Annotated in this window: 26 protein-coding genes and 1 tRNA gene; 15 read left to right on the top strand and 12 right to left on the bottom strand. The window is 53.2% G+C overall.

Features of this window, described 5'->3' with window-relative positions:
- Positions 1-98: 98 nt before the first annotated feature.
- The 7 genes from R1T41_RS07325 to rph all read right to left on the bottom strand — a co-directional run bounded on the left by R1T41_RS07325 (position 99) and on the right by rph (position 6,176).
- On the bottom strand, positions 99-710 hold the full coding sequence (locus R1T41_RS07325) for a ribonuclease D (RefSeq protein WP_317340933.1): 612 nt from the start codon (positions 708-710) through the stop codon (positions 99-101).
- A 138-nt stretch (positions 711-848) separates the two neighbouring features.
- On the bottom strand, positions 849-2,075 hold the full coding sequence (locus R1T41_RS07330; RefSeq protein ID WP_317340934.1) for an O-antigen ligase family protein: 1,227 nt from the start codon (positions 2,073-2,075) through the stop codon (positions 849-851).
- A 35-nt stretch (positions 2,076-2,110) separates the two neighbouring features.
- Positions 2,111-3,061 (bottom strand): glycosyltransferase family 2 protein, encoded by a 951-nt coding sequence (locus R1T41_RS07335; RefSeq protein WP_317340936.1) that lies wholly within the window; start codon positions 3,059-3,061, stop codon positions 2,111-2,113.
- 139 nt (positions 3,062-3,200) lie between these two features.
- Positions 3,201-3,287 (bottom strand) — tRNA-Leu (locus R1T41_RS07340).
- A 171-nt stretch (positions 3,288-3,458) separates the two neighbouring features.
- Complete coding sequence (gene hemW, locus R1T41_RS07345) at positions 3,459-4,652, bottom strand: radical SAM family heme chaperone HemW (RefSeq protein WP_317340938.1); 1,194 nt, start codon at positions 4,650-4,652, stop codon at positions 3,459-3,461.
- 112 nt (positions 4,653-4,764) lie between these two features.
- Complete coding sequence (rdgB, locus tag R1T41_RS07350) at positions 4,765-5,361, bottom strand: RdgB/HAM1 family non-canonical purine NTP pyrophosphatase (protein WP_317340940.1); 597 nt, start codon at positions 5,359-5,361, stop codon at positions 4,765-4,767.
- Between the two features lie 98 nt (positions 5,362-5,459).
- Positions 5,460-6,176: a ribonuclease PH gene (rph, locus tag R1T41_RS07355; RefSeq protein ID WP_317340941.1), complete on the bottom strand. Its 717-nt coding sequence runs from the start codon at positions 6,174-6,176 to the stop codon at positions 5,460-5,462.
- 334 nt (positions 6,177-6,510) lie between these two features.
- Between rph and hrcA the strand changes: the two genes are divergently transcribed.
- The 4 genes from hrcA (at position 6,511) to R1T41_RS07375 (ending at position 9,665) form a co-directional block, all read left to right on the top strand.
- Positions 6,511-7,569 carry a heat-inducible transcriptional repressor HrcA gene (gene hrcA, locus R1T41_RS07360; RefSeq protein ID WP_062950135.1) on the top strand — a complete coding sequence of 353 codons (1,059 nt, stop codon included), beginning with the start codon at positions 6,511-6,513 and terminating at the stop codon, positions 7,567-7,569.
- A 49-nt stretch (positions 7,570-7,618) separates the two neighbouring features.
- Positions 7,619-8,269, top strand: coding sequence for a nucleotide exchange factor GrpE (gene grpE / locus R1T41_RS07365; protein WP_317340943.1), 651 nt, complete (start codon positions 7,619-7,621; stop codon positions 8,267-8,269).
- Between the two features lie 149 nt (positions 8,270-8,418).
- Positions 8,419-9,165: an NAD-dependent deacylase gene (locus tag R1T41_RS07370; protein ID WP_317340944.1), complete on the top strand. Its 747-nt coding sequence runs from the start codon at positions 8,419-8,421 to the stop codon at positions 9,163-9,165.
- A gap of 32 nt (positions 9,166-9,197) precedes the next feature.
- Complete coding sequence (locus R1T41_RS07375) at positions 9,198-9,665, top strand: SRPBCC family protein (protein WP_317340945.1); 468 nt, start codon at positions 9,198-9,200, stop codon at positions 9,663-9,665.
- A 20-nt stretch (positions 9,666-9,685) separates the two neighbouring features.
- Here the strand turns inward: R1T41_RS07375 and R1T41_RS07380 are convergent, their stop codons facing one another.
- Complete coding sequence (locus R1T41_RS07380) at positions 9,686-10,393, bottom strand: ArsR/SmtB family transcription factor (protein ID WP_114109279.1); 708 nt, start codon at positions 10,391-10,393, stop codon at positions 9,686-9,688.
- 75 nt (positions 10,394-10,468) lie between these two features.
- Between R1T41_RS07380 and R1T41_RS07385 the strand changes: the two genes are divergently transcribed.
- The 3 genes from R1T41_RS07385 to R1T41_RS07395 are packed head-to-tail and all read left to right on the top strand — an operon-like array spanning position 10,469 to position 12,112.
- Entirely contained in the window at positions 10,469-11,392 is a 924-nt protein-coding gene (locus R1T41_RS07385; protein WP_317340947.1) for a DMT family transporter, read from the top strand.
- Positions 11,393-11,420: 28 nt separating this feature from the next.
- Complete coding sequence (locus tag R1T41_RS07390) at positions 11,421-11,750, top strand: NIPSNAP family protein (protein ID WP_317340949.1); 330 nt, start codon at positions 11,421-11,423, stop codon at positions 11,748-11,750.
- Complete coding sequence (locus R1T41_RS07395; protein WP_317340951.1) at positions 11,747-12,112, top strand: antibiotic biosynthesis monooxygenase; 366 nt, start codon at positions 11,747-11,749, stop codon at positions 12,110-12,112. The genes R1T41_RS07390 and R1T41_RS07395 overlap by 4 nt, the downstream gene beginning before the upstream one ends.
- A 41-nt stretch (positions 12,113-12,153) precedes the next feature.
- Here the strand turns inward: R1T41_RS07395 and R1T41_RS07400 are convergent, their stop codons facing one another.
- Positions 12,154-13,098 (bottom strand): DMT family transporter, encoded by a 945-nt coding sequence (locus R1T41_RS07400; RefSeq protein ID WP_317340952.1) that lies wholly within the window; start codon positions 13,096-13,098, stop codon positions 12,154-12,156.
- Positions 13,099-13,344: 246 nt separating this feature from the next.
- Here R1T41_RS07400 and R1T41_RS07405 point away from each other — a divergent pair, with 246 nt between their 5' ends.
- The 8 genes from R1T41_RS07405 to R1T41_RS07440 all read left to right on the top strand — a co-directional run bounded on the left by R1T41_RS07405 (position 13,345) and on the right by R1T41_RS07440 (position 20,136).
- Positions 13,345-14,286, top strand: coding sequence for a LysR family transcriptional regulator (locus R1T41_RS07405; protein ID WP_317340954.1), 942 nt, complete (start codon positions 13,345-13,347; stop codon positions 14,284-14,286).
- A 101-nt stretch (positions 14,287-14,387) separates the two neighbouring features.
- Positions 14,388-15,236, top strand: a complete 849-nt coding sequence (locus R1T41_RS07410) for a glycosyltransferase family 2 protein (protein WP_317340956.1) — start codon at positions 14,388-14,390, stop codon at positions 15,234-15,236.
- A gap of 163 nt (positions 15,237-15,399) precedes the next feature.
- Complete coding sequence (gene ppa / locus R1T41_RS07415; protein ID WP_062950116.1) at positions 15,400-15,924, top strand: inorganic diphosphatase; 525 nt, start codon at positions 15,400-15,402, stop codon at positions 15,922-15,924.
- 15 nt (positions 15,925-15,939) lie between these two features.
- Positions 15,940-16,623, top strand: a complete 684-nt coding sequence (locus R1T41_RS07420) for an O-acetyl-ADP-ribose deacetylase (protein WP_317340960.1) — start codon at positions 15,940-15,942, stop codon at positions 16,621-16,623.
- 57 nt (positions 16,624-16,680) lie between these two features.
- Positions 16,681-17,178, top strand: a complete 498-nt coding sequence (locus R1T41_RS07425) for a L,D-transpeptidase (RefSeq protein ID WP_317341569.1) — start codon at positions 16,681-16,683, stop codon at positions 17,176-17,178.
- Positions 17,179-17,247: 69 nt separating this feature from the next.
- On the top strand, positions 17,248-18,222 hold the full coding sequence (locus R1T41_RS07430; RefSeq protein WP_317340962.1) for a DUF2333 family protein: 975 nt from the start codon (positions 17,248-17,250) through the stop codon (positions 18,220-18,222).
- Between the two features lie 163 nt (positions 18,223-18,385).
- A complete protein-coding gene (locus R1T41_RS07435) occupies positions 18,386-18,955 on the top strand; it encodes a NifU family protein (protein WP_317340964.1) in 570 nt (189 codons plus the stop codon).
- A gap of 194 nt (positions 18,956-19,149) precedes the next feature.
- Positions 19,150-20,136: a glucosaminidase domain-containing protein gene (locus R1T41_RS07440; RefSeq protein ID WP_317340966.1), complete on the top strand. Its 987-nt coding sequence runs from the start codon at positions 19,150-19,152 to the stop codon at positions 20,134-20,136.
- 76 nt (positions 20,137-20,212) lie between these two features.
- Here R1T41_RS07440 and R1T41_RS07445 read toward each other — a convergent pair whose 3' ends face one another.
- The 3 genes from R1T41_RS07445 to R1T41_RS07455 all read right to left on the bottom strand — a co-directional run bounded on the left by R1T41_RS07445 (position 20,213) and on the right by R1T41_RS07455 (position 23,606).
- Positions 20,213-20,674 carry a hypothetical protein gene (locus R1T41_RS07445; RefSeq protein ID WP_317340969.1) on the bottom strand — a complete coding sequence of 154 codons (462 nt, stop codon included), beginning with the start codon at positions 20,672-20,674 and terminating at the stop codon, positions 20,213-20,215.
- Between the two features lie 103 nt (positions 20,675-20,777).
- The gene (locus tag R1T41_RS07450) at positions 20,778-21,122 is read right to left on the bottom strand and encodes a hypothetical protein (RefSeq protein WP_317340971.1); all 345 of its coding nucleotides are present in this window, start codon (positions 21,120-21,122) and stop codon (positions 20,778-20,780) included.
- A gap of 216 nt (positions 21,123-21,338) precedes the next feature.
- On the bottom strand, positions 21,339-23,606 hold the full coding sequence (locus tag R1T41_RS07455; RefSeq protein ID WP_317340973.1) for an NADP-dependent malic enzyme: 2,268 nt from the start codon (positions 23,604-23,606) through the stop codon (positions 21,339-21,341).
- Between the last annotated feature and the right edge of the window lie 34 nt (positions 23,607-23,640).

Genomic DNA, 23,640 nt, shown 5'->3' on the forward strand with positions numbered 1-23,640 from the left:
GTCAATTCCCATACCCGAAGCCTGTTTACACAGAATTAACACCGCAGGCCTGCAACGCAAAAATTTGACGGACAAAATCGGCTGGAAAAGGGGTGGGTTTAGTGCGCGAAAATATCCGTCTCTTCCCAACCCAACAGATCCAGCGTCGCCCGTGTCGGCAAGAACTCAAAGCAGGCCTGTGCCAGTTCGGTGCGACCTTCCCGGGCCAAACGACGATCAAGCTCTTCCTTGGCCTTATGCAGATACAGCACATCGGATGCAGCATAGGTAATCTGTTCGTCTGAAAGATCAGCCGATCCCCAGTCAGAACTTTGCTGCTGCTTGTCCAGATTAACGTCAACCAGTTCGCGCACCAGATCCTTCAGGCCATGCCGGTCGGTATAGGTACGCACCAGTTTCGATGCGATCTTGGTGCAATAGACAGGTGCGCACCGCACACCGAGATATTTGTCCATCACGGCGATATCGAACCGCCCAAAGTGAAACAGCTTCAGAACCGACGGATCAGCCAAAAGCTTCTTAAGGTTAGGTGCCTCATAATTTTCCCCGTCAAACTTCACCAGATGGGCATCCCCATCACCAGCCGAAAGCTGAACAACGCACAGACGATCGCGGTGCGGATTAAGGCCCATCGTTTCGCTGTCAACGGCAACGACTTTGCCAAGATCAAGCCCGTCGGGCAAATCTCCGTGATAGAGGAAATTGGTCATCGAAATTCTCCAGAATGCTGGTTTGGCCCTGTCTTAACACAGCATCTGCAGCCTCGCGACGCAAAAGACGCGCCGTTAATGGCTTTTCTGCCGCCCCGACTTCCAATGATTGAACATCAAGTTGCAGGGATATATCGGTCAAGCGGCGGACTTATCGACTTTTCCCTGCGACAACCGCAAAGCAGCAACAGCAACAGCAATCGAATTCCATGCCATGATTGCTGGCCAGTTTGAAAATGCACTTTGGGTTGCCGCCAGTGGAAACAATGAAAGAACCATGGTGCCCAGATACAGACCCGCAACAAGGCTTTGGCTATGACCATTACGGAAATGACGCAGGCCAGCCCACACGATCATACCCACAAAAACCAACCAGGGGAGCGTGCCGAGCAAACCAGTATCGGATAACCATTCAACATAAAAGTTATGGGGGTGTGGGTGGCATTCGCTGATCAGGCCTCGCGCCTGATATTCAGGGCAAACCAAGCCAAAATTTCCCATGCCTGTTCCAACAATCGGGTTTTCCGTGAACAACCGCCAACCAAGTGATGTCAATTCTCCATAGATCGAACCACTATAATCGCTGACAACGTCCCCAAGTGCCATCACACGTGCAAGAATGCGGTCACTGATCGTCAGAAGGGCCCCGATCCCTCCAAAAACAAAAACAGCTATACCCGCAGCAGCGAGGCGACTTTTGCCCCCCACAAGAAACAGCCCAACCAGACTGCAACCAATTGCCAAAAGGCTCAGAACACTTGCTGTACGCTCCCCACTCAGGAACACGATCATTAGCGCAAAGGGAGAAACAACTAACCCGATACGAAAGGCATTCTGTTTCATCATGTCTGACAGATATAGGGCCAAAGCCAGTGTGAACGTCGCAAAGCCTGTCTTGGCAAGGTAAATGCCGATATTGGGTCGATCAAGCGGCCCCGTCAGGCGACCTGTCATCGGTTGCCCGCCCAAAAGGGAATAACCGGCAAAGAACTGATAAAACGCGTCGGCTGCGGCAACCATAATTGTTGTCAGAGAAGCGATCAAAACCCAGCGAACCGCCTTCTGGTCGACCAGAATCCAGCGCGTTACCGCTGCATAAAAAACGACAAACCGTAACCAGCTTGCGGATCGCCCAAAACTTTTGCCACTAAATTCAGCAAAGGGAGATACCAACAAATTCATGATCAGCCAGATCACCAGCAAGATTGCGATATCGCTCTGCCGCACCCAAGACCAGTCCCGATGAACAGCACTGCGGACGAGGAACAATAACGTAATCAATACCACCGCCCCATCCGCGGCACCGCGCGCAAATAAAAGGAAGGCTGGAATCGTTGACAGGAAAAAAGTCGCAGCAAGATGCATCCGGGACTCGAATGCATCTGAAAATTGGGCGGAAGTCACGGTTTGATCGGCCTCCTGATGCCGGAAAGATTTTGAAAAACAAACGCAAAACGGCTCAAGCCCACCGGGTCATTCCGACCAAGGCCAATTTTATGTGCCAGATAACGAAGCTCGAGATCAAGTGTGTTGAAGGGAGCGCCATCGCGTTTCGCCTTGCGTGCCGCCGAGATGCACTTGCCAAATATTTTGCGACGCTTGTCAGATGCTATCTCTGGATGCTCGCACAAAAAATTCGCATAGGTTAAAAAGCGGTCATGATGCTGCTGCATTTTATTCACCGAAAGATGACTTCCCGCATCGGGAATGCTGGTCACGACCATGTTGGCATCAATCACACGGCGTGCATGTAACGACAAGCGCAACGGCAGAGATTCATCCTGAATAAACACATCGGGATCGCATCCTCCCGCCTGGTTGAACAACACTCGTTCCACCAGCCATGTCATCCGAACCATACCCCGCCCCAAAATGCGGTCCAAGGCATCATCAAATGTCTTTACATCAATATCACTGCCGATCATCCCGGCTTTTGCCTGCTCGATTGATGCGTCGGTTTTTCGTCCCTTGCCATGCACCATATCGGCGTCATGATCGCGTGCCAGTTCTAGCATCACCGCAATCGCATCGGGGGCCAGCAACTCATCACAATCAAATAGTGCAAGGTATTTTCCCTGCGCCTGTGCCGCTCCCTGATTAAGCCGGATTGCAGGGCCTGCATTGTTATCATTGGAAATCACCCGGACAAAATCATGCTTTGCCGCAAAGCTGTCCAGTATTGAGCGGGATGCATCCGTTGATGCATCATCAATAAATATTACCTCACACGAAAACTGTCCCTGCTGTGCAAGCAGACTCGTGAAAAAATACGGCAAGGCGGTCGCCTTGTTATAGACCGGCAGAATGAAACTAACGTCAGGTGCCATGCCATCAGGGCGAGAAGAAAACATCTCAACTCTCTGTTATGCGGGTGTTCAGCCGTCTTAACACAGCCATCCGCCAGCCGCGACGCAAAAGTCATGTGCAGCAAGGCTTTTGCCAAAGCCCGAAACGACAATACCCCAGCACACCGTCGGGTGTACTGGGGTATGGTGCCCAGGAGAAGACTCGAACTTCCACGACCTTGCGGCCACTGGCACCTGAAGCCAGCGCGTCTACCAATTCCGCCACCTGGGCATAGGGGCTTGTGGTGTTTGCCCAGCGGAACCCGCCGGAACGGGGCGCAATATACGCTGCCAAATTCCAGTGTCAACAACCTTTTTGAAGGTTTTGCGAAACGATTCCGCTAAAATCGGTCACCGCAACGACACACAGGAAAATTCCTGAAATTCACACCTGTCCCACACATCACGCCGAATGGTCGAACAAGTATCGAAGAACCCCGTTCAAACGGTTTCGCCCCTGATCGGTTGCGCGCAAACCGGACAGGTCACAAACCAGGTCGCCAGAAACGATCAGGGTCTCAAGCCTCTCCGAATCCAGTGCTTCACGCGGACCTTTGCCAATAATCCGTTCAAAGCGCAAGGTTGGAATGGCTTCATTAAGGCGCAGCCCCATCATCACCATTTCGATCAAACGTTCATCGGCTGCCAACGCCATTTCTTCCTGCGTGCCATGCCCCTGTTTTTCCACCCGGTCCAGCCAGATGTCCGGCGCGCGATGACGGCGTACCGCCATCGGTTTAGTACTGCCATCAGGCTGGATAACCGCTTCGCGACCATGTGCCCCTGGCCCAATACCAAGATAGTCACCGTAACGCCAATACACCAGATTATGGCGGCTTTCCTGTCCCGGACGGGCATGGTTGGAAATCTCGTAGCAACCATAACCGGCGGCGCTGGTTTCTTCTTGGGTGATTTCATAAAGATCGGTCGCAAGATCTTCGTCGGGTACCACAAGATCACCACGCTGATGCAGAGTATAGAACTGCGTACCCGGTTCGATGGTCAGCTGATAAAGCGAGATATGACCGCGCGCGATATCAAGTGCCTCGCGCAGTTCCCGACGCCATGCTTTCCGATCATGTTCGGGCCGGGCATAAATCAGATCAAACGAAAAACGGTCAAACACATTGGCCGCAACATCAAGGGCACGCATGGCTTCCGCCGAATTGTGCACCCGCCCCAGAAATTTAAGATCGCGGTCATTCAGCGCCTGAATACCAATCGACACCCGGTTGATGCCATTGGCCGCAAAAGCGGAAAACCGGTTGATTTCAACTGTTCCCGGATTGGCTTCCAGCGTAATTTCGATGTCATCGGTTACCGGCCAGAAAGTTTTGATATCGGCAATCAATGCCCCTGCCGTTTCCGGATCCATAAGCGATGGCGTACCACCACCAAAGAACACCGACCCAACAGTGCGTCCAGGATGACGTGCCGCTCCCGCCGCCAGTTCGGCCCGAAGGGCAGCCCGCCAACGCGCATGATCAACCTTGTCCGCAACGTGACTGTTGAAATCACAATAGGGACATTTCGACAGGCAAAACGGCCAATGGATATAGATGCCAAAAGGGACAGCTTCTGCGTTTGCTTGGGACACGCGGTTCTCGATCTTCGACTGCGGGAAAGACGGATAAAGTAACACGCACCGCCGATGGTTACATCAGCCATGCGTGCATAGGTTCGATGCAGGCAGCTTAACCGCCAAATCCTTACTCGAAGCAAGCCCTGACCAACTGGCGGAACGCGTCCGCCCGATGGCTCATTTCATGCTTCTTTGCCGGGTCCATTTCGCCAAAGGTCTGATCATAACCCTTCGGCTGGAAAATCGGGTCATAGCCAAAACCATGTCCGCCACGTTTCGGCCAGACAATTTCACCTTCGACCCGACCTTCAAAATTCTCGACATGGCCATCGGGCCAGGCCAGCGACAGGGCGCAGATAAAAGCCGCCCGTCGATCAGGGTGGTTGCCAATGCCATTCTGGACCTTTTCCATCGCCATGTCGAAATCCTTGTCCGGCCCGGCCCAGCGGGCCGAATAGATCCCCGGTGCCCCGTCAAGAGCCGAAACAGCCATGCCGCTATCATCGGACAAAGCCGGCAAATTCGCAGCCCGGGTCGCGGCAAGCGACTTTAACTGCGCATTGCCGATAAAGCTGTTTTCGGTTTCTTCGGGTTCGGGAAGGTTCAAATCACCAGCTGAAATCACTTCGATCCCGAACGAATCGAGCAATTCGACGATTTCCTTGATCTTGCCTTTGTTATGGCTGGCGATGACGAGTTTTTTTTCCGTAAAGCGACGGGCCATGATGCTGCCTGAGATAGTCGGGTCGTTAAGACGGGGACGGGTGGGAAACACAGATGCAGTTCCGGGCGAGACAGCAAATGCCCCACCCGAGGAAATCCTTAAAGACCTATGGCCGCACGCTGTTTGGCAAACAGTTCTTTGCAACCTTTTTCAGCCAGTTCAAACATCCTGTCATAAGCAGAACGATAAAACGGCACATCTTCGGCTGTCGCCTGAACTTCGACAATGCCGCCATTGCCCGCCAGGACGAAATTGGCATCTGCGCCGGCATTGCTGTCCTCGGCATAATCAAGATCAAGCACCGCTTCGCCCTGATAAATCCCGCAGGAAATTGCTGCAACCGGCTGGGTCAACGGGATTTCTTTGATCAAACCCAGGCGACGCACACCCTGAAACGCCAGATGGGCCGCAACATAGGCCCCGGTGATTGATGCGGTGCGCGTACCGCCATCGGCCTGAATGACGTCGCAATCAAGGCGCATCTGCATTTCGCCCATGCCCTTGAGGTCTGCCACCGCACGGATCGAACGACCGATCAAACGCTGGATTTCCTGAGTACGTCCTGACTGACCACCGCGCGCGGCCTCGCGCTGCATACGACTGTCGGTTGCGCGCGGCAGCATGCCGTATTCGGCAGTGATCCAGCCCTTGCCGGAATTACGCATCCAGCCCGGCACCTTATCCTCAACCGTCGCGGTACAAATCACATGGGTATCCCCAAATTTGATCAGGCAGGAGCCTTCAGCATATTTGGAAACACCGGTTTCGATGGAAACGTCGCGAAGCTGATCGAAATTACGGCCGGATGGACGCATGGGGTCTAAACCTCTTTGTTCTGGATCGGATCGGCCTTTACGGCTGATCAACGATAGCTGAAATTGCGGCCAAAGCTACTGAGCATCGCCGCAAAGGTCCAGCAGTTTCCCGGAAAATAACGGCAAAAACCCGGCAGGAACATCTCCCGTCTGTGATCGAAAAAACCGTGACCAAGCCCGATTCGAGACGAATTCAACGGGTTTCAAGATCAAGTTGCTGATCCGTGTCCAACTTTGGATATCGGATGAGCCATTCCAATCTGCCAGCTTCATTGACGCCTGCCTGACACCTCACTAAATTCCACGCAGCACATTTGGTTTTGACAGGTTGGACATGGCGCTGTTTGACGACACATTATTGGGCGATATGAATGCGCGGTCCCGCGAAGTCTTTCGCCAGATCGTCGATGCCTATGTCGAAACCGGCGAACCGATTGGCTCGCGGTCGATTGCACGCCGCATGTCGGAAAATCTTTCGGCGGCAACCATCCGCAATGTGATGTCCGATCTTGAAGAAATGGGACTTCTGGTCGCTCCCCATATTTCGGCGGGTCGGTTACCCAGCGAAAAAGGCCTGCGTCTTTTCGTCAATGCCCTGATGGAAGTTGGCGATTTGCCGAATGCCGAACGCGATCAATTGACCAAGAATTGTGAACAGGCGGGCTATTCGCTTGATCAGATGCTGGGCGAAGCCACCAGCATGCTATCGGGCCTGTCACGATGTGCCGGGCTTGTCGTTGCTCCTAAAACCGATGGCATCCGTTTAAAGCAGATTGAATTTGTTGCCCTTTCACCGGGCAAGGTTCTTGCCGTTCTGGTGTCGCAAACTGGCAATGTCGAGAATCGTATCCTTGATGTTCCGCCCGATTTGCCGACCTCGGCATTGACAGAAGCGTCGAACTATCTAAATACCCGGTTGGCCGGAAAGACACTTGATGACGCCCGGCAATTGATGAGTCTCGAACGCGACCGCATCAAACAGGAACTTGACGAATTATCGGCAGGCCTGATTGATGCGGGGCTTGCGACATGGGCAGGCGGGGTCAAGGGTTCGTCCCTGATCGTCAAGGGCCAGTCGCAGTTGCTTGAAAATATCGACACGATCGAACAGCTCGAAACTGTCAGACGGCTGTTTAATGTGCTCGAAGCACGCGATCAGATGATTGAATTGCTTGATGTCACCACGATTGCCCAAGGGGTGCAGATTTTCATCGGATCCGAGAATAAATTGTTCGGCGGATCGGGACTTTCGATGGTGATTTCGCCTTATCAGAATGCCGAAGGCAGCATTGTGGGCGCAATCGGGGTTGTCGGACCGACCCGGATCAATTATGCCCGGATCATTCCGCTGGTCGATTACACCGCCAAGCTGGTCGGGCGACTGATTGGATAAACGTTGGCGCTGCGTGTCAGGCCACACAAATTGAAGGTACAGGTTAGCCATGTCGGAAACCGCAAAGAATAACCCGGAAGATCTGAGCGGCGCTGCTCGCGCAGACGAAGCTGCCGTTGAAGATGTCGCAGCAGAGGCGATGGATGCCGAAGCAGAAGGCGGCGAAACTGCGAATGCTGATCCCGTTGCCGTACTTGAGGCCGAAGTTGCCGAATTGAAGGATCGTCTGTTGCGCGCCGCCGCCGAGGTGGAAAACACCCGTCGCCGCGCCAAAAAAGACGTCGAAGACGCCAGCAACTATGCCGTCACAAAATTCGCCCGTGATCTTCTTGATGTTGGCGATAACCTTCGCCGTGCTCTTGAAGCCGCGGGCAACGATGCCAATGCCGACCCGGCAATGAAGACCCTGATTGACGGTGTCGAAATGACCGAAAAGTCCCTGCTCAAGGCGTTCGAGCAGAATGGCATCGAAAAGCTGGAACCGCTGGGTGAAAAGCTTGATCCGAACCAGCATCAGGCCGTGTTCGAAATGCCGAATCCCGCCTATCCCGATGGCTATGTCGCCCAGGTAATGCAGGCGGGTTATGTGCTCAAAGGACGCCTGCTACGGCCGGCAATGGTCGGGGTTACCAAAAACCCGGCTGGTCAGGAAACCGCAAAAAGCGATGAACCGGGCAGCAACATCGACACATCCGCCTGATCAGTTGGCGGATTAAAAAGCAGAATACAAAACGGTTTTAGCGGATCGGGTTTTACAAACGGCCCTGCCACAGACGCGGCGGGGCCGTTTCATTTTGTGCGATCTGGCGCTAGGCTGAGCCAATTGCAACATTGCAAATGGAAACCACCATGCCACTTCGCCCTGATATTATCGATATTCTGCGCGCTGATGCTGCCGCGATTGTCATTCTGACCGGAGCCGGGATATCAAAGGAAAGCGGCCTGCATACCTTTCGCGATCCCGATGGCATATGGGCACGGTATGACATTTCCGAGGTCGCAACCCCCGAGGCGTTCATCAATAATCCCGATCTGGTGCATCATTTCTATAATGACCGGCGCGCAGGCTTGCTTGATCCGGCCGTTCAACCCAATGCGGCACATCTGGCTCTTGCCCGGCTCGAAGCAGAATGGCCGGGTGATGTGCTTCTGGTAACCCAGAATATTGACGATCTGCATGACCGGGCCGGGTCAAAAAACCTGATCCATATGCATGGCGAGTTACTGAAAATCCGCTGCAATCATTGTGATCTTTTGACCAACTGGTCCAAGCCGCTCGATCTGGGCATCCCCTGCCCGTCCTGCGCCAAGCCGGGCGGACTGCGCCCGCATGTTGTCTGGTTCGGGGAAATGCCGCTGGAAATGGAACGCATTTATACTGCCTTGGCCGATTGCGGCCTGTTCATCTCGATCGGGACATCGGGAAATGTTTATCCGGCAGCCGGTTTTGTGCAGATGGCCGGCAAGGAATCAGGTGCCGAAACCGTAGAACTCAATCTGGAGCCAAGCAATGGTGCAACATTGTTTGAATACAGCCACTACGGGGCTGCCAGTGAAATCGTTCCATCATTTGTCTCGTCACTGATCGGCTGTTAAATTACCTCCTCAATCAGAAGAGGAGCGCCATCATGAATTTTAAACCGGAAACACATGAACTGAGCCTGACCCGACTGCTTGATGCCCCGCGCGAAAAACTTTTCCGCTGCTGGACCGATGCCGAATTGCTCAAACAATGGTTTGTTCCCAAACCCTGGACTATTGCCCGGGTCGACTTGGATGTTCGCCCCGGTGGATCAACCCTGATTGTTATGAAAAACCCCGAAGGCGATGAATTCCCCAATCCGGGTATCTATCTTGAAATCGTTGAAAATGAAAAAATCGTCCTGACCGACGCCTATACAAGTGCGTGGGTCCCGTCGGCAAAGCCATTCATGACCGCAATCGTCACCTTTGCCGATGAAGGCGATAAAACCCGTTACACCGCAATCGCCCGCCATTGGTCCGAAGAAGACCGAAAGGCGCACGAGGAAATGGGCTTTCATGAAGGTTGGGGCATTTGTGCCGATCAGCTTGAAAAACTCGCCCAAAGCCTTTGAGGCAGGGTTAGGGGATCATCTCAACTGATTCTTCCTGCCGCGGGCTCCTGACCGTCACAAAGCGTGTGGAACTGCTTTTCGCCTTCCGGGCTGAAGCGGACCACACGCGAGTCCCGGCTGCGCTGCGCCCAACCCAATTCATAGAACCGGTTCAATAATGCCGCCCCGAATGCCCCGGCCAGATGTGATTGCCGTGCACTCCAATCCAGACATTCTCGGCATAGCGGCCGACGCGTATTGCGCAACGCCATAAGATCAATGCCAAACCCGGCGGCAAAATCCGCCCCTGCATCGGTCAGCATCACACCATTATGATCAATGGCGATCAGTTCACGTTCTTCAAGTGCGGCAAAAAGGGCGACTCCCATTTCGCCAGCCAGATGATCGTAACAGACTCGCGCCTTGCGCAATTCCGGGTCCTTCGGGCCAGTTCGCACCCGGTTATGGCCAACTCGGCTGGCAATCCCCATCAGGACTTCCAGTGCCTCGACAATATCTGGGCCTGAAAGCGTGAAATAACGATGCCGCCCCTGTTTGCGCGGGGTAACGATCTGCCCGGCTTCAAGCTTTGCCAGATGCGAACTTGCCGTTTGGGGCGTCACACCAGCCTCTTGTGCAAGTTCGGCAGCAGTCAGGGCGCGGCCACTCATCAGAGCGGTCAGCATGTTCGCGCGCGCCGGATCGCCAAGCAATGCAGCCACGCGGGCAATATCGGGTCCTTCTTTCATAGTTCGATGTTAATCGAAGCATTGACTACCAGCAATCGGTTATCTGTTCGGAATTGCCCCTGCCCGGAGATCCGAATGACACCGTCCAAAATATCGCTGCCCCTTGAAATTGGTTTGCTGGTTGTGCTCGCCCTGCTTTGGGGGTCGTCGTATCTGTTTATCAAAATCGCGCTGACAGATATCCCGCCGGTCACCCTGATCGCAATCAGGGTAGGCATCGCATCGTTGTTTCTTTTTGCCATCATGTCCTGGCGTGGCGAACATTTTCCACGTGATGGCAAGGTTATCGGCATGTTGCTGATACAGTCGGTTTTCAACAGCCTCGGCGCATGGACCGTCCTAGCCTGGGGACAGCAACATGTCGAAAGCGGCCTCGCCAGTGTGCTGAATTCGACGTCACCGGTTTTTGTATTCCTGATCACGGCCCTTCTGACACGGCATGAGCGGATTGACCGGTTTCGTCTTGCCGGTGCGTGCCTTGGCATTGCAGGTGTGGTGCTGATTGTCGGCCCCGGTGCGCTTACCGGGCTTGGGCTACATCTCGGCGGGCAAATCGCCATTATTACCGGGGCGATCCTTTATGCCGGGGCTGCGATCTATGGCAAACGCTTCAATACCCTGCCAGCGACGGTAACCGCCGCAGCAACCATGATCTGGGCCAGCATCTTTCTGGTCCCAGCAAGTCTGGTGCTGGATCAACCCTGGGCCATAACACCTTCAATACCCGCCATTCTGGCAACGCTTGCCCTGTCGGTCTTTTGTACCGCAATTGCCTTGCTGATCTATTTTCGGCTGTTGCGCACGCTCGGATCAATCGGGGTTGCCAGTCAAAGCTATCTGCGTGCCGGGATCGGCGTAGTGCTTGGCAGCCTGTTGCTTGGTGAAACCATAAGCCCGCCGGTTCTTGCCGGTATCCTCTGCACGCTCGTCGGCGTCGCCATCATCAATCTGCCGCGCACATTCTGGCAGGCATCCACATCACCTTCTGCGAAATCGTAAAACGATCAACTATCCAGGGAAATTGAAAATGATCACCTGTTTCATCCGCTATGAAATCGATCCTTACAAAAAGAACGCCTTTGTCGAATATGCCCGTAACTGGGGCGAGGCAATCCCGCGTTGCGGGGCTGATCTGGTCGGCTATTTCGCCCCGCATGAAGGATCGATCTCGACCGCATATGGTGTCTACCATTTGCCCGATCTGGCATCATATGAAGCTTATCGTGCACGCCTGTCGCAAGATCCGTTGGGCCGTGAAAACTATGAGTTCGCCCAACGCGAAAAGTTCATCCTGCGCGAAGAACGCCAGTTCTTCAAAATCGCTTCCACCCCGCATGCGGAGCTGATCAAGCCATGATTGCCGTCATTTTCGAAGTCCTGCCCCACAAACAACACCGTGACGAATATTTCTCGATCGCCGGTGACCTGCGTCCGATCCTTGAAACCATCGACGGGTTCATCTCGATTGAACGGTTTGAAAGCCTTACCGAACCGGGAAAAGTTTTATCTCTGTCCTTCTGGCGCGACGAAAAGACCGTCATGGCCTGGCGCAATGTCGGGGAACACCGCATTGCCCAAGGCAAAGGCCGCAACCGGATTTTCGATGATTATCGGCTGCGTGTCGCCCATGTCATACGTGACTACGGAATGCATGAACGTGCGCAAACACCGGACGATTCCCGCAAATTGCATGGCGATACATCTTCAGGAATCAACTGAGAAAATCGCGCATACCCGCATTGGACATAACCGGGTGTGCGCTAAACCTTTGCCGTCGCGACCTTGCTATCATCATCGTCATTGTCATGCCCTGCGAGAGCAACAGGTACCGGTTTTGCGCCGCCTTTATAGTCAAGCAATGCAACCGCCAGCACAACAATCCCTGCACCGATAAAAATGACGGGCACGGGCAACATGTCAAAAAAGATCAGATCCATCGCCACTGAAAACGGCAAGGCCGTATAAGCCGCCGGTGAAATGACACTGGCATCAGCCACCCGGACAGCACGCAGGACCATATAATTGGTCAGAATGGCAAAAAAACCTGCCCCGGCGGAATAAAGCCAGTCAGCAAGGGCGGCTGGTTGCCACATGATAACCGCGACCGGCACCCAGATGACAATGGCAACAATCTGTGGCCAGAACAGCATTGAAAAATTCGTCTCTGTCCGGGTCATCACTTTGGCAAAAAGCGTCTGGGCGGAAAAACAGAATGCCCCGATCAGGGCGGCCGCAACGCCGAGCGGCACGCCAAACCCGTCCATCTTCGGCACACACATCACCCAGACACCGACAAGGCCAAGCACGGTGGCAGTCACTTTGCGCGCTGTCAGCTTTTCACCCAGTATCACAACCGCCAGCATCACGGTCAGCAATGCCTCAATAAACAGATAGGCATTAACCTCGGCAATGCTCATCTGCCGAAGTGCAAAGAACACAAAAAACAGCGATCCATACCACAACATCCCGCGCGCCAGATGGGCATAGGGCCGCTTGGTCCGGATTGACCGGGTACCGATAAACGTCAGGATGACCAAGAATACAGCCACTGTGGTTACCGCACGCATGGCTAGGATCTGTGCGGTCGGCACATCATGGGATACCAGCTTGGCACAGACATCGACAAAAACGCCCGATGCCATCGCCGCTGTCATCCATAAAACGCCGCGAAAATTACCGCTGAGGCGCAAAAGCGTCCCGGTCATTACCTTTGATCCTGATCACTGAAGTAAAAAGGGGGTTTCCGACAACGGGGAGACTGCTGCGGGGTGGCGCAAGGAGACTATCTATTGATCAGCCGGAAACCCTTTTCATTCATCAGTGTGCCCGCAAAAATTGAAAAATACGAATGAGGACTTTTCAGCGATTGATGAGAATTTTTTGCCCCAAACCACTTTCAGGCCTGCTACACAGGAACGAACCATAAAAACCTTGTCCTACGGAAATGTTCGATGCGCCGCAAACTGCCCCCATTACGCGCGCTTGTCGCCTTTGAAGCCACCGCCCGCCACCAAAGTGTTAAGGCGGCAGCCGAAGAACTGCATGTCACGCAAAGTGCGATCAGTCACCAGCTTCGACAACTCGAAGAATGCCTCGGCGTTGTCCTGTTTGTCCGTAAGGGACGTGGTTTAAGTCTGACGAAATCGGCAATACAGCTACTGCCCCGCCTCACCGAGGCACTGGACGGCATTGCAGACATAACCGGGGAAGTTGGCCCGGACAAGGGAAAGGCAATCCGCATCGGTGCACTGGCAACCCCTGCCTTGACGATTTTGCTGAACGAGCTTGGCGGCCTGCAGGCCCGCATGCCCTCCGACATCCCTGTCCAGTTTCGCAAAATCGAATTTGATGATGATCTCGATCCGCTGGAAATTGATATCGCGCTTCAGATCGCGCCAAAAGATTTGCCGGGTCTGGATGGCTGGGTCACGGAACTTCTCACACCCGAAATTTACAATGCTTTTGCCGCGCCGGAATGGCTGGAAAAGCGCGGGCTTGATCCTTGCAATATCAATGTCGGTTCACTCGGCCCACGCGATATCCTGCTGATCGACAGCGATAGCGAACAATTTTCCCAAATTGCAAACTGGTTTGATCAGGCAACTTTCTCGCTCGATGATTGCTGGACCTTCAGCCATCACATCTGGGCACTCGAAGCCGCTCGCGCTGGTCAGGGGATCGTCGCCAGCACTGATGTCGTTGCGCGCAACTTTGTTGACCGCGGCGAACTGGTACCGCTTAATTTCCCCGATTTCGTATCGCATTGGTGGTACCGGCTACTCATACGCCCGGCAAGGGAAAAGGACCCCGCCGTAATTGCGACCGCCAACTGGATCCGCGAATTGATCAACCCGCATACGGCATCACTGTCGAGAGAAAAAAGCTTTAACTGACTTGTCCATTGTCCTGCTTGAGTAGTCACGTTAATAAGTAAGAAAATAACAGTTGGGACAAGTTGTTTTAGCAAAACAGACGTTGGGGAATTTCGGGGGAAATGACTTCATTGGTGTCGGTCGTAGTAACGACCTACAATTGGCCTAACGCGTTGCGTTTGGTCCTATATTCACTTGCTGATCAATCAGATCGCAATTTTGAAATCATTATCGCAGATGACGGATCAAGCTTCGAAACACGTCAGGTTATTGAAGACTTTGCAGCTAATTGCCCTTTACCTATTAAACATTTCTGGCAAGAAGACGCAGGCTTTCGCGTTGCGCGCGCGCGCAATGGTGCGATTTCCATGTCCGAAGGTGAACTTGTCATCTTTATCGATGGCGATTGCTGTGTGATGCCCGACTTTGTCGCCCGACACCGTAATGCAGCAGAAGAAGGCTGTCTGGTCGCGGGCAAACGAGTCTTTATCAAAAAGCGACTAACCAAATACCTGATGGCCAAAAATATTGCATTCCATAAATGGCCGCGGTCGGCTTTGTTCTTAATCGCGCTATTCGGGTTTTGTAATCGCCCGTTCCAGTTTGTAAGACTACCTCATAAAGGGCCATGGTTATGGAAACATATGGCTTGCTGGCGCAAGGCGCAGACCTGCAATCTGGCGGTTTTCCGTAAAGATATTGAACGTGTTGGTGGCTTCGACGAGGCCTATGAAGGCCACGGCCTTGAGGATTCAGATTTTGTTCTTCGTCTACTGCGGTCCGGTCTGAAGCGTAAAAATGTAGAGTATTGTTCACCAGTTCTGCATCTTTATCATGGTCGTAAAATTGCCTCACGGCATACGGGATCACAAAACAATAACCATCACTTCCAACAGCTTATAAACGATGAAAATCGCTATCTTCCTCGTTCCGACACATTGCAACCCATTCCGGAATCGGCTACCGCATGAATTTCGACCAATGATGCATGTGCGAAGCCTTGGAACTGCCGAATTTTCGAGATAAAAGAGGCTGCACCATTCATCTTCGGTAATTTGGTCTTGGTACCACCGAAGGCTGCAAATTCAGTCTGTACCCTAGGGCACAGTAAAAAAGCGAAAGGGATTTTCCCAAATGGATCTCAGCAAGATTGCCGTTGGCAAAGATGTTCCTTGGGACGTTAACGTCGTCATCGAAATCCCGCAGGGCGGGCCGATCAAGTACGAAGTCGACAAAGACTCCGGCGCTGTCTTCGTTGACCGTTTCCTGCATACCTCGATGTATTACCCGGTCAATTACGGTTTCATCCCGAACACTCTTGGCCTTGACGGAGATCCGGTCGATGCCATGGTCATGTTCCGCGAGCCTGTCGTCGCCGGTTCGGTTATCCGCGCCCGTCCGATTGGCGTGCTGATGATGGAAGATGAAGCCGGTCAGGATGAAAAACTGATCTGTGTACCGCACGATAAAATCGATCCATATTACACCGATATCAAATCCCATGAAGATCTTCCGCAAATTCTGCGCGATCAGATTCAGCACTTCTTCGAGCGTTACAAAGACCTTGAGAAAGGCAAATGGGTTAAAGTCACCGGCTGGGAAGGCGCTGAAAAAGCAGCCAAACTGATTGAAGAAGGTGTGACGCGTCTCGGCAAATAAGCCGGTTGATGTGTAATGGCTTTAACCGCCCCGCCCGGTTCTTCCGGTGCGGGGCGTCCTTATTTTGACACGAAACCAAAAAAATACATAATCTCAATTGGTGGGGGATCTATCAGGCAAAGGATTTGTTCCGTGTCTATGTCTTCTGACAAGCGATCATATCGAACTCCATCCGCTACGATACATATCGTCGAAGCCGATATTACCGGCCTTGAAGTCGATGCCATCGTAAATGCTGCGAACGAGGTTCTTTTGCCAGGTGGCGGTGTTTGTGGTGCCATACATCGTGCTGCCGGGCCGGAACTAACGCACGCATGTAAACCCTTGGCCCCCTGTCCAACCGGCCATGCCCGTCTGACGCCAGCATTCAACCTTCCAGCCCAATATGTGATCCACACAGTCGGGCCTGTCTGGCACGGCGGAGATCAGGGTGAGGCCGAACTTCTCGCATCCTGTTACCGGAATTCCATTCTCCTCGCCCGGCAGGACGGACTGCGATCCATTGCCTTTCCCGCCATTTCCACAGGTATTTTTGGTTACCCCGAGGACCTGGCCGCAAATATTACCGTATCAACCTTGCGTAACCTGATTGCCGCTGAGACTGCGTTGCCACAAATTTACCTTTGTTGTTTTTCAGCATCTTCCCGCGATTTTCTCCAAAGCGCCCTGAGATCAATACGTAATGTATCCGGGATTTAGAGTTTCGAACCGATGCAAAGTAACCTGCTACTCACTACCCCGTTCGAACCTGTCGAAATGATTGTCTCGACAGATGGATTGCTGCACTTTGAAGACAGGGAATTTTGCTGTGCGCTTGGGAAAAACGGCATGGTATCTTCCCATGCCAAGACTGAAGGAGACGGCAAAACTCCAGCAGGAATCTGGCGGTTGCATTATGTCATGTATCGTTCGGATCGTCGGCCCTGCCCACACACCGATCTTCCGGTAACGACGATTTCCTTTTCAGACGGCTGGTGCGATGATCCAGCCCATCCCGATTACAACCGACCTGTAAAGCTGCCGTTTGATGCCAGCCACGAAAAGCTGTTTCGTAAAGACGGGCTTTACAACATCATTGTCGTGCTTGGACACAATGACAATCCACCTGTCCCCGGCAAGGGTTCGGCAATCTTCATGCATATTGCCCGACCGGACTACAGCGGTACCGAGGGCTGCATCGCCCTATCAGAACGCGATCTTGAGACCGTGTTGTCAATGTGCACCGCAGAAAGCTATATCCGGATCGATATGTAAAATCATGGACTTGCCGTCACGGCAATGACAACCTAGTTTCATGCGGTAAGACATTGACCGGGACGGATCATGATTGAAGACGATTATCTCTACAAAAAAGACGGCATTTCCGGCTTCGGAGCACGCATGAGAAGTGTTTTCGGATCGCGCAAGCTCTGGCTGCGTGGCCTTGCTGTTATTGTATTGGTTGCTGTCGTTTATTATCCGGTCGGCATGGCCATCGTGCACAAGGTCGATGATAATCCTGATTTCACAGGTAACTATCAAGGTGGCAGTCATTCGGTCAGCACCGCGTCCGCCCTGATTAACCGGGAAATCAATCAGAACCGCTGGACGGCAAACGATCCCTTCTTCCTACCAAGTGCCGCATTGGACAACATGCCGAACTTTCAGACCGGTATTGTCTATGCCCTGTCGCGCTTTGCCATTGAACTGTCCGATCAGATCGGTCGTACTCGCGGATCCAGTCAGGTCGATCCGGATCTGGATGATGCCGCTGGGCTCCTGAAATTCCGCGGCGACAAATGGGTTTTTGATCCCAGCATATCCCTATTGCCCGGGGTTACCTCCGAACAGCAATACCGTCAGGCAATTGCCGCACTTGACCGTTACAACCAGCGCCTGGCAGACGGTCAGGCCGTTTTTGAACGCCGTGCCGACAATCTGCAGGAAACCCTGAATCGTTTTGCCAATGACCTTGGGTCCGCCTCGGCCCTGATTGATGACAAGGTCGAAGACCCGTCATTGTTTGATCGCACGGCAGATGACGTATTCTACGCCACCAAGGGGCGTCTTTACGCTTACAGCCTGATCCTGCGTGATCTGGGTACGGATTTCGAACAGGTCATCAATGAACGTCAGGTTGCGCCAGCTTGGGCAGAAATGATCGGATCGCTTCAGGCTGCTGCCGCACTTGATCCGATGGTAGTCGTCAACGGTTCGGCTGATGGCATTATTTTTCCCAATCATCTGGCCGGGCTTGGCTTTTACCTGCTTCGCGCCCGCACCCAGATGCGTGAAATCAGCTCTATCCTGCAGCGATAAAACTGGCTCCCTAACATCGGGTATCAGATCACGAATACCTGAGTTGCGCGCTCAGACTTGATCTTTTCCTGTTTTTGCCCCATTTAGGGCCTAACCAGATGAAATAGGGAACGCCGTGCGGGCAGGTTTTGCCCCGGCACCCAGAGTGAGAGGACAAGCCGACATGTTCATTCAAACCGAACCGACACCGAACCCGGCGACACTGAAATTCCTACCCGGCGAGGATGTCATGGGCCGTCAGGGCACCGCCAACTTCACGGTAACCGATGCTGATGTGAAATCACCGCTGGCCCGAAAGCTGTTTGAAGTTGAAGGCATCACCGGGGTGTTTCTGGGTGGTGATTTCATCACCATTACCAAGGATGATGCCAAGGACTGGCAGACGCTGAAGCCACAAATCCTTGGCGGTATCATGGAGCATTACACCTCGGGACAGCCAGTTCTGGATCAGAATTCCGGGGCGGCCACAGGTGCAAGCACTGCGTCCGATGGCGACGATGAACTGGTCAGTCAGATCAAGGAACTGCTTGATACCCGTGTGCGCCCGGCCGTGGCACAGGATGGTGGCGATATCGTCTTCCACAAGTTCGAAGATGGCGTTGTCTTCCTTGAAATGCATGGCGCATGTGCCGGTTGCCCCAGCAGCACCGCGACGCTGAAAATGGGTATCGAAAACATGCTACGTTATTACGTGCCTGAAGTTCAGGCCGTTGAACCAGTCATGGCTGACTGATTTCCCGATTCGCAAAATTTTTTTCCGCCCGGCGCGCACAAAACGCGATGCCGGGCGTTGTCATTCCGCGCCCAACGCAAACGTGGTTAAGGGAAAATTAACCTTTGTGATATTGCAGGTTGCGATTAAACCTGCGGACGGGCATAGATAACGGCTCTTTTGAACCGACAGTTTTACTGATCTGGAGAAACATAATGAATAGCGCAAAAGAAGGCAGTTACCGTAAAATTGCGCTTGCTTCAGTGTTTGGAGCAGTAGGATTACTGTATGTTGGTATTATTGGCGGATGGGATGTGACCCCTCCCCCAAAAGGAATGAGCTTTGATGAAGTGGCTGCAACCACCGTTGCGCCGGAAAAGAAAAACGTCAAATCGCTCTACCGCCGCGATCCGGAAGTGATCGCGCTTAACCAGTATTATCAAAGCATCGGTTACAGCCTGTCGGGTGTACAGGAAATTCCGCGCGTCTATATTAAACGCGTCCCGAAAGGCCTGCGAGATCTGGCATCGGTTGACGAACGCAAACAGATTTTCCTGCGTATCATGTTGCCTCTTTCTCTGCGCGTGAACGAGGAAATCATGGCACGTCGCGAACGCCTGATGGCCATCCAGAGCAAGAAATATTCCGGTGACCCGATCAGCTCGGCTGAAAAAGAATGGGTCGACCAGATGCTCAAACGCTATCGCGTAACCGACGGTGGTGTGACTGCACTGCTTGAGCGCATCGATATCATTCCGCCATCGCTGATGCTTGCACAATCAGCGGAAGAAAGCGGCTGGGGCACCTCCCGGTTCGTGCGTAAGGGTAATGCCCTGTTCGGTCAGTGGGCCTGGGATGAAGAAGGCATCGTTCCCGAGGACCGTGCCGAAGGCAAAACCCATGTGATCAAGTCGTTCAACAGCCTGATCGATAGTGTTCGTGCCTATGCACGCAACATCAACTCGCATCCGGCATATGCCGAATTGCGGGCCGAGCGCGCCAAGCTTCGCGAAGGTGGTGAAGTGGTGCTTGGTTGGGACCTCGCGGATACCCTGACTAAATATTCCGAGCGCGGTGCAGAATATGTCGACTCGCTGCATGCGATCATGCGCGTAAACGGTCTGGAGGCATTTGACGGGATCGGATTTGCATCCGGTGACATTCCGCCACCGCCAAATCTCTTGGCTCTGCTGTCAGACTGATTGCACAGACCATGTATAAAAGAAGGGGCCGCGCATAAGCGGGTCCCTTTTTTATTTGACGAAGGATATTGCGGATTTAAGGCCTGTAAATCCAGCCCTTCTCGGATTTGACCAGCCTGATTTCACTTTCAACGATACGTCGGTCACCGGCTTTGAAATAGCCTTCCTTCAGGGCCAGCATCTTGGTCTTCACGAGGTCGATCGCCTCGCTGACCGTATTGCCAACCGTATCAAGATCACCGGCCGACTTACCCTTTTCCGTCACATCATCTGCGAAATCGGCAATCGAACGATCAAATACCAGCTCGTAACGCACCATGACGGTCGTTTCATCATTTGCTTCTTTGATGCTGTTGGTCTTGGTCACATTTTCAACGTGGCCGACTTTGGCATACGGATCATCACGAAACCGTTCGATCACTGCTGTGGTGATTTCATCCCCGGTTGGCCCTTCCGTCGTCGCATCATCACAGGCAGACAATATCGCCAGCGACGGCAAAATCAGGAAAAATGCAAAAAAACGGCTGATGCGCTGCATCTATAAGTTCCTTGTACCTGAATGCGGTCTATGGCGCTGACCTATTACAGTCCGATGTGGCAGAAATCGGGTCGATATGCCGGTAACGAACCAGTATCAATCGTCAGGGTTGCCCAACCCATTTCCCTTTTATCTTAACGAAATCGATCTCGCGGATCACGTTAAAGCGCTGACCTTTTTCAAATTCACCATAAAAACTGGTTAGCCCTGTCAATTCGACAGTTCCAATAATACCAAGATGATCCCGAAACCGTTCACGTTCACCCCCGGAAACCGAACCCGGATCGGCCAATATGCGGATGGCTCGGGAGAAATCCATGTCAAACACAAGTTCATACCGAACCGATACCCGACTGCGATCACTGGCAATCGGTTCGATCCCCGAAATCGTGACATCTTCAAGATGCGATACTAACCCGATCAGGGTTTCTTCATGAGACTCTTTCAAGCTGGCTGTAACGATCTCCGGCAATGGCCCGGATTCATTGCAAGCAACCAGCATCAATAGAACGGCACAAAATCCGATGCGCCATTTGTGTATAAATTCCAACGTCTCGTTCCCACGATTAACGGTTGTTTTTTGTTATATAACAGCCTCTTAAAGTAAAATGGCGGAGATTGCATCCGCAATTCCGCCATTTCAAAAATATTGTTTTGCTGAGGTTTAGCCGTGTTCGGCCTCGTGTGCGGCCAATGCAGCCAGATTGACAAGGTCGTTGACCGTACTGCCCATCTGGGTGATCTGTGCCGGCTTCTCGAGCCCGATCATCACCGGACCAACAACCGTACCACCGCCGAGCTTATCCAGAAGCTTTGATGCTGTTGTCGCCGCATGAAGGGCCGGCATTACAAGCACGTTGGCCGGGCCGGAAAGGCGGCAGAATGGATAAAGCTTCAACAGTTCGGTATCAAGCGCCACATCCACCGCAATATCACCATCGAACTCAAAGTCGACATTGCTGCGTTCAAGGATGCCAACCGCCTCGCGGATACGGTCCGTATCAGCACTCCAGGGGTTGCCAAACGTCGAATGCGACACCATCGCCACGCGTGGCTCATGACCAAGCTGACGGGCTTTCTCGGCCGCCTGGATCGCAATCTCGGCAAGCTGCTCGGCATCAGGCATGTTATGCACGCGCGTATCCGCAATAAACACGGTGCGGCCTTTGGCAATTGCAATCGAAAGACCCATCGGGATTTCACCCGGCTTGGCATCAATTACCGAACTGATATCGGTAAAGCTGCGATGGAAGTTGCGCGTCAATCCGGTAATCAGGCCGTCCGCATCACCTTTTGCCACCATAACAGCGGCAAAGACGTTGCGCTTCTGGTTGACCATGCGCTGGCAATCACGCCACAGGAAACCTTTACGTTGCAGGCGGCCATACAGGAACTCGGCATATTCCTTGTTCTTGTGCGAAAGTGCCGCGTTGCTGATTTCAACGCCCTCAAGGCTTTCAATACCAAGCGATTTGGCCGATTCCGCGATCCGGTCCTCACGCCCGATCAGGATCGGGGTACCATAACCGGAATTGCGATACGCCACAGCTGCCCGAATAACCGTTTCTTCTTCGCCCTCGGCAAAGGCGATACGTTTCGGATGCGCCCGTACATAGTCGGAAATCAGCTGCAGATGTGCCGCCGTCGGGTCAAGACGCCCGCGCAGCTGATTTTCATATTCGGCCATATCGATGATCGGGCGACGTGCCACACCGCTATCCATCGCGGCTTGCGCAACGGCCTTGGGCACCGCAATGATCAGACGCGGGTCAAACGGTGCAGGAATGATATATTCCGGACCATATTGCAGGCGACGACCGGAATAAGCCGCCGCAACCTCGTCAGGAACATCTTCACGCGCCAGCGACGCCACCGCGTGGGCCGCGGCAATTTTCATGTCTTCGTTGATTGTCGATGCCTGCACATCAAGTGCACCGCGGAAGATATAGGGGAAACCAAGCACGTTATTGATCTGGTTGGCATAGTCCGAACGCCCGGTGGCACAGATCGCGTCATTGCGGATCGCAGCGACTTCTTCCGGGCTGATTTCCGGGTCCGGGTTTGCCATGGCAAAGATGATCGGCTGTTTGGCCATGCTTTTGACCATGGCTGCGGTAACCGCGCCCTTGACCGACAGGCCAAAGAACGCATCCGCCCCGTCCATTGCTTCTTCCAACGTGCGGGCATCTGTTTCGGCCGCGTGCGCCGATTTCCACTGGTTCATGCCGTCTTCACGGCCCTTGTAAATCACCCCGCGCGAATCGCACATGATGACGTTATCGGGGGTCACCCCCATGCTTTTGACCAGTTCGCAACATGCGATGGCCGCAGCACCCGCACCGTTGATGACCAACTTGATGTCTTTAAGCTTGCGCCCTGTCAGGTCACAGGCATTGATCAGGCCGGATGCGGCAATAATTGCTGTACCATGCTGGTCATCATGGAAGACCGGAATATCCATCAGTTCGCGCAGACGTTGCTCGATGATGAAGCATTCCGGGGCCTTGATGTCTTCAAGGTTGATCCCGCCAAACGACGCGCCAAGGAAGCGCACGCAATTGACGAACTCGTCGACGTCTTCGGTAGATACCTCTAGGTCAAAACCGTCAACATCGGCAAAACGCTTGAACAGGACCGCCTTGCCTTCCATTACCGGCTTGGATGCCAGCGCACCCAGATTGCCAAGTCCCAGAACGGCCGTACCGTTCGAGATTACGGCGACAATATTGCCCTTGGACGTATAGTCATAGGCCGTCGCCGGGTTCTTGGCAATTTCGAGGCATGGCACCGCCACACCTGGTGAATAGGCAAGTGAAAGATCGCGCTGTGTGGTCAGCGGCTTCGACGGAGTGATTTCGATTTTTCCGGGGCGGCCACTTGAATGAAACAGCAGCGCTTCACGGTCACGAACCTTGATTTCTGAATCTGACATGTATTTTCACTGACGCTTGCGTGGTGGGTTGGAA

Origin of the sequence: Thalassospira lucentensis (assembly GCF_032921865.1) — a bacterium.
Classification (GTDB): domain Bacteria; phylum Pseudomonadota; class Alphaproteobacteria; order Rhodospirillales; family Thalassospiraceae; genus Thalassospira; species Thalassospira lucentensis_A.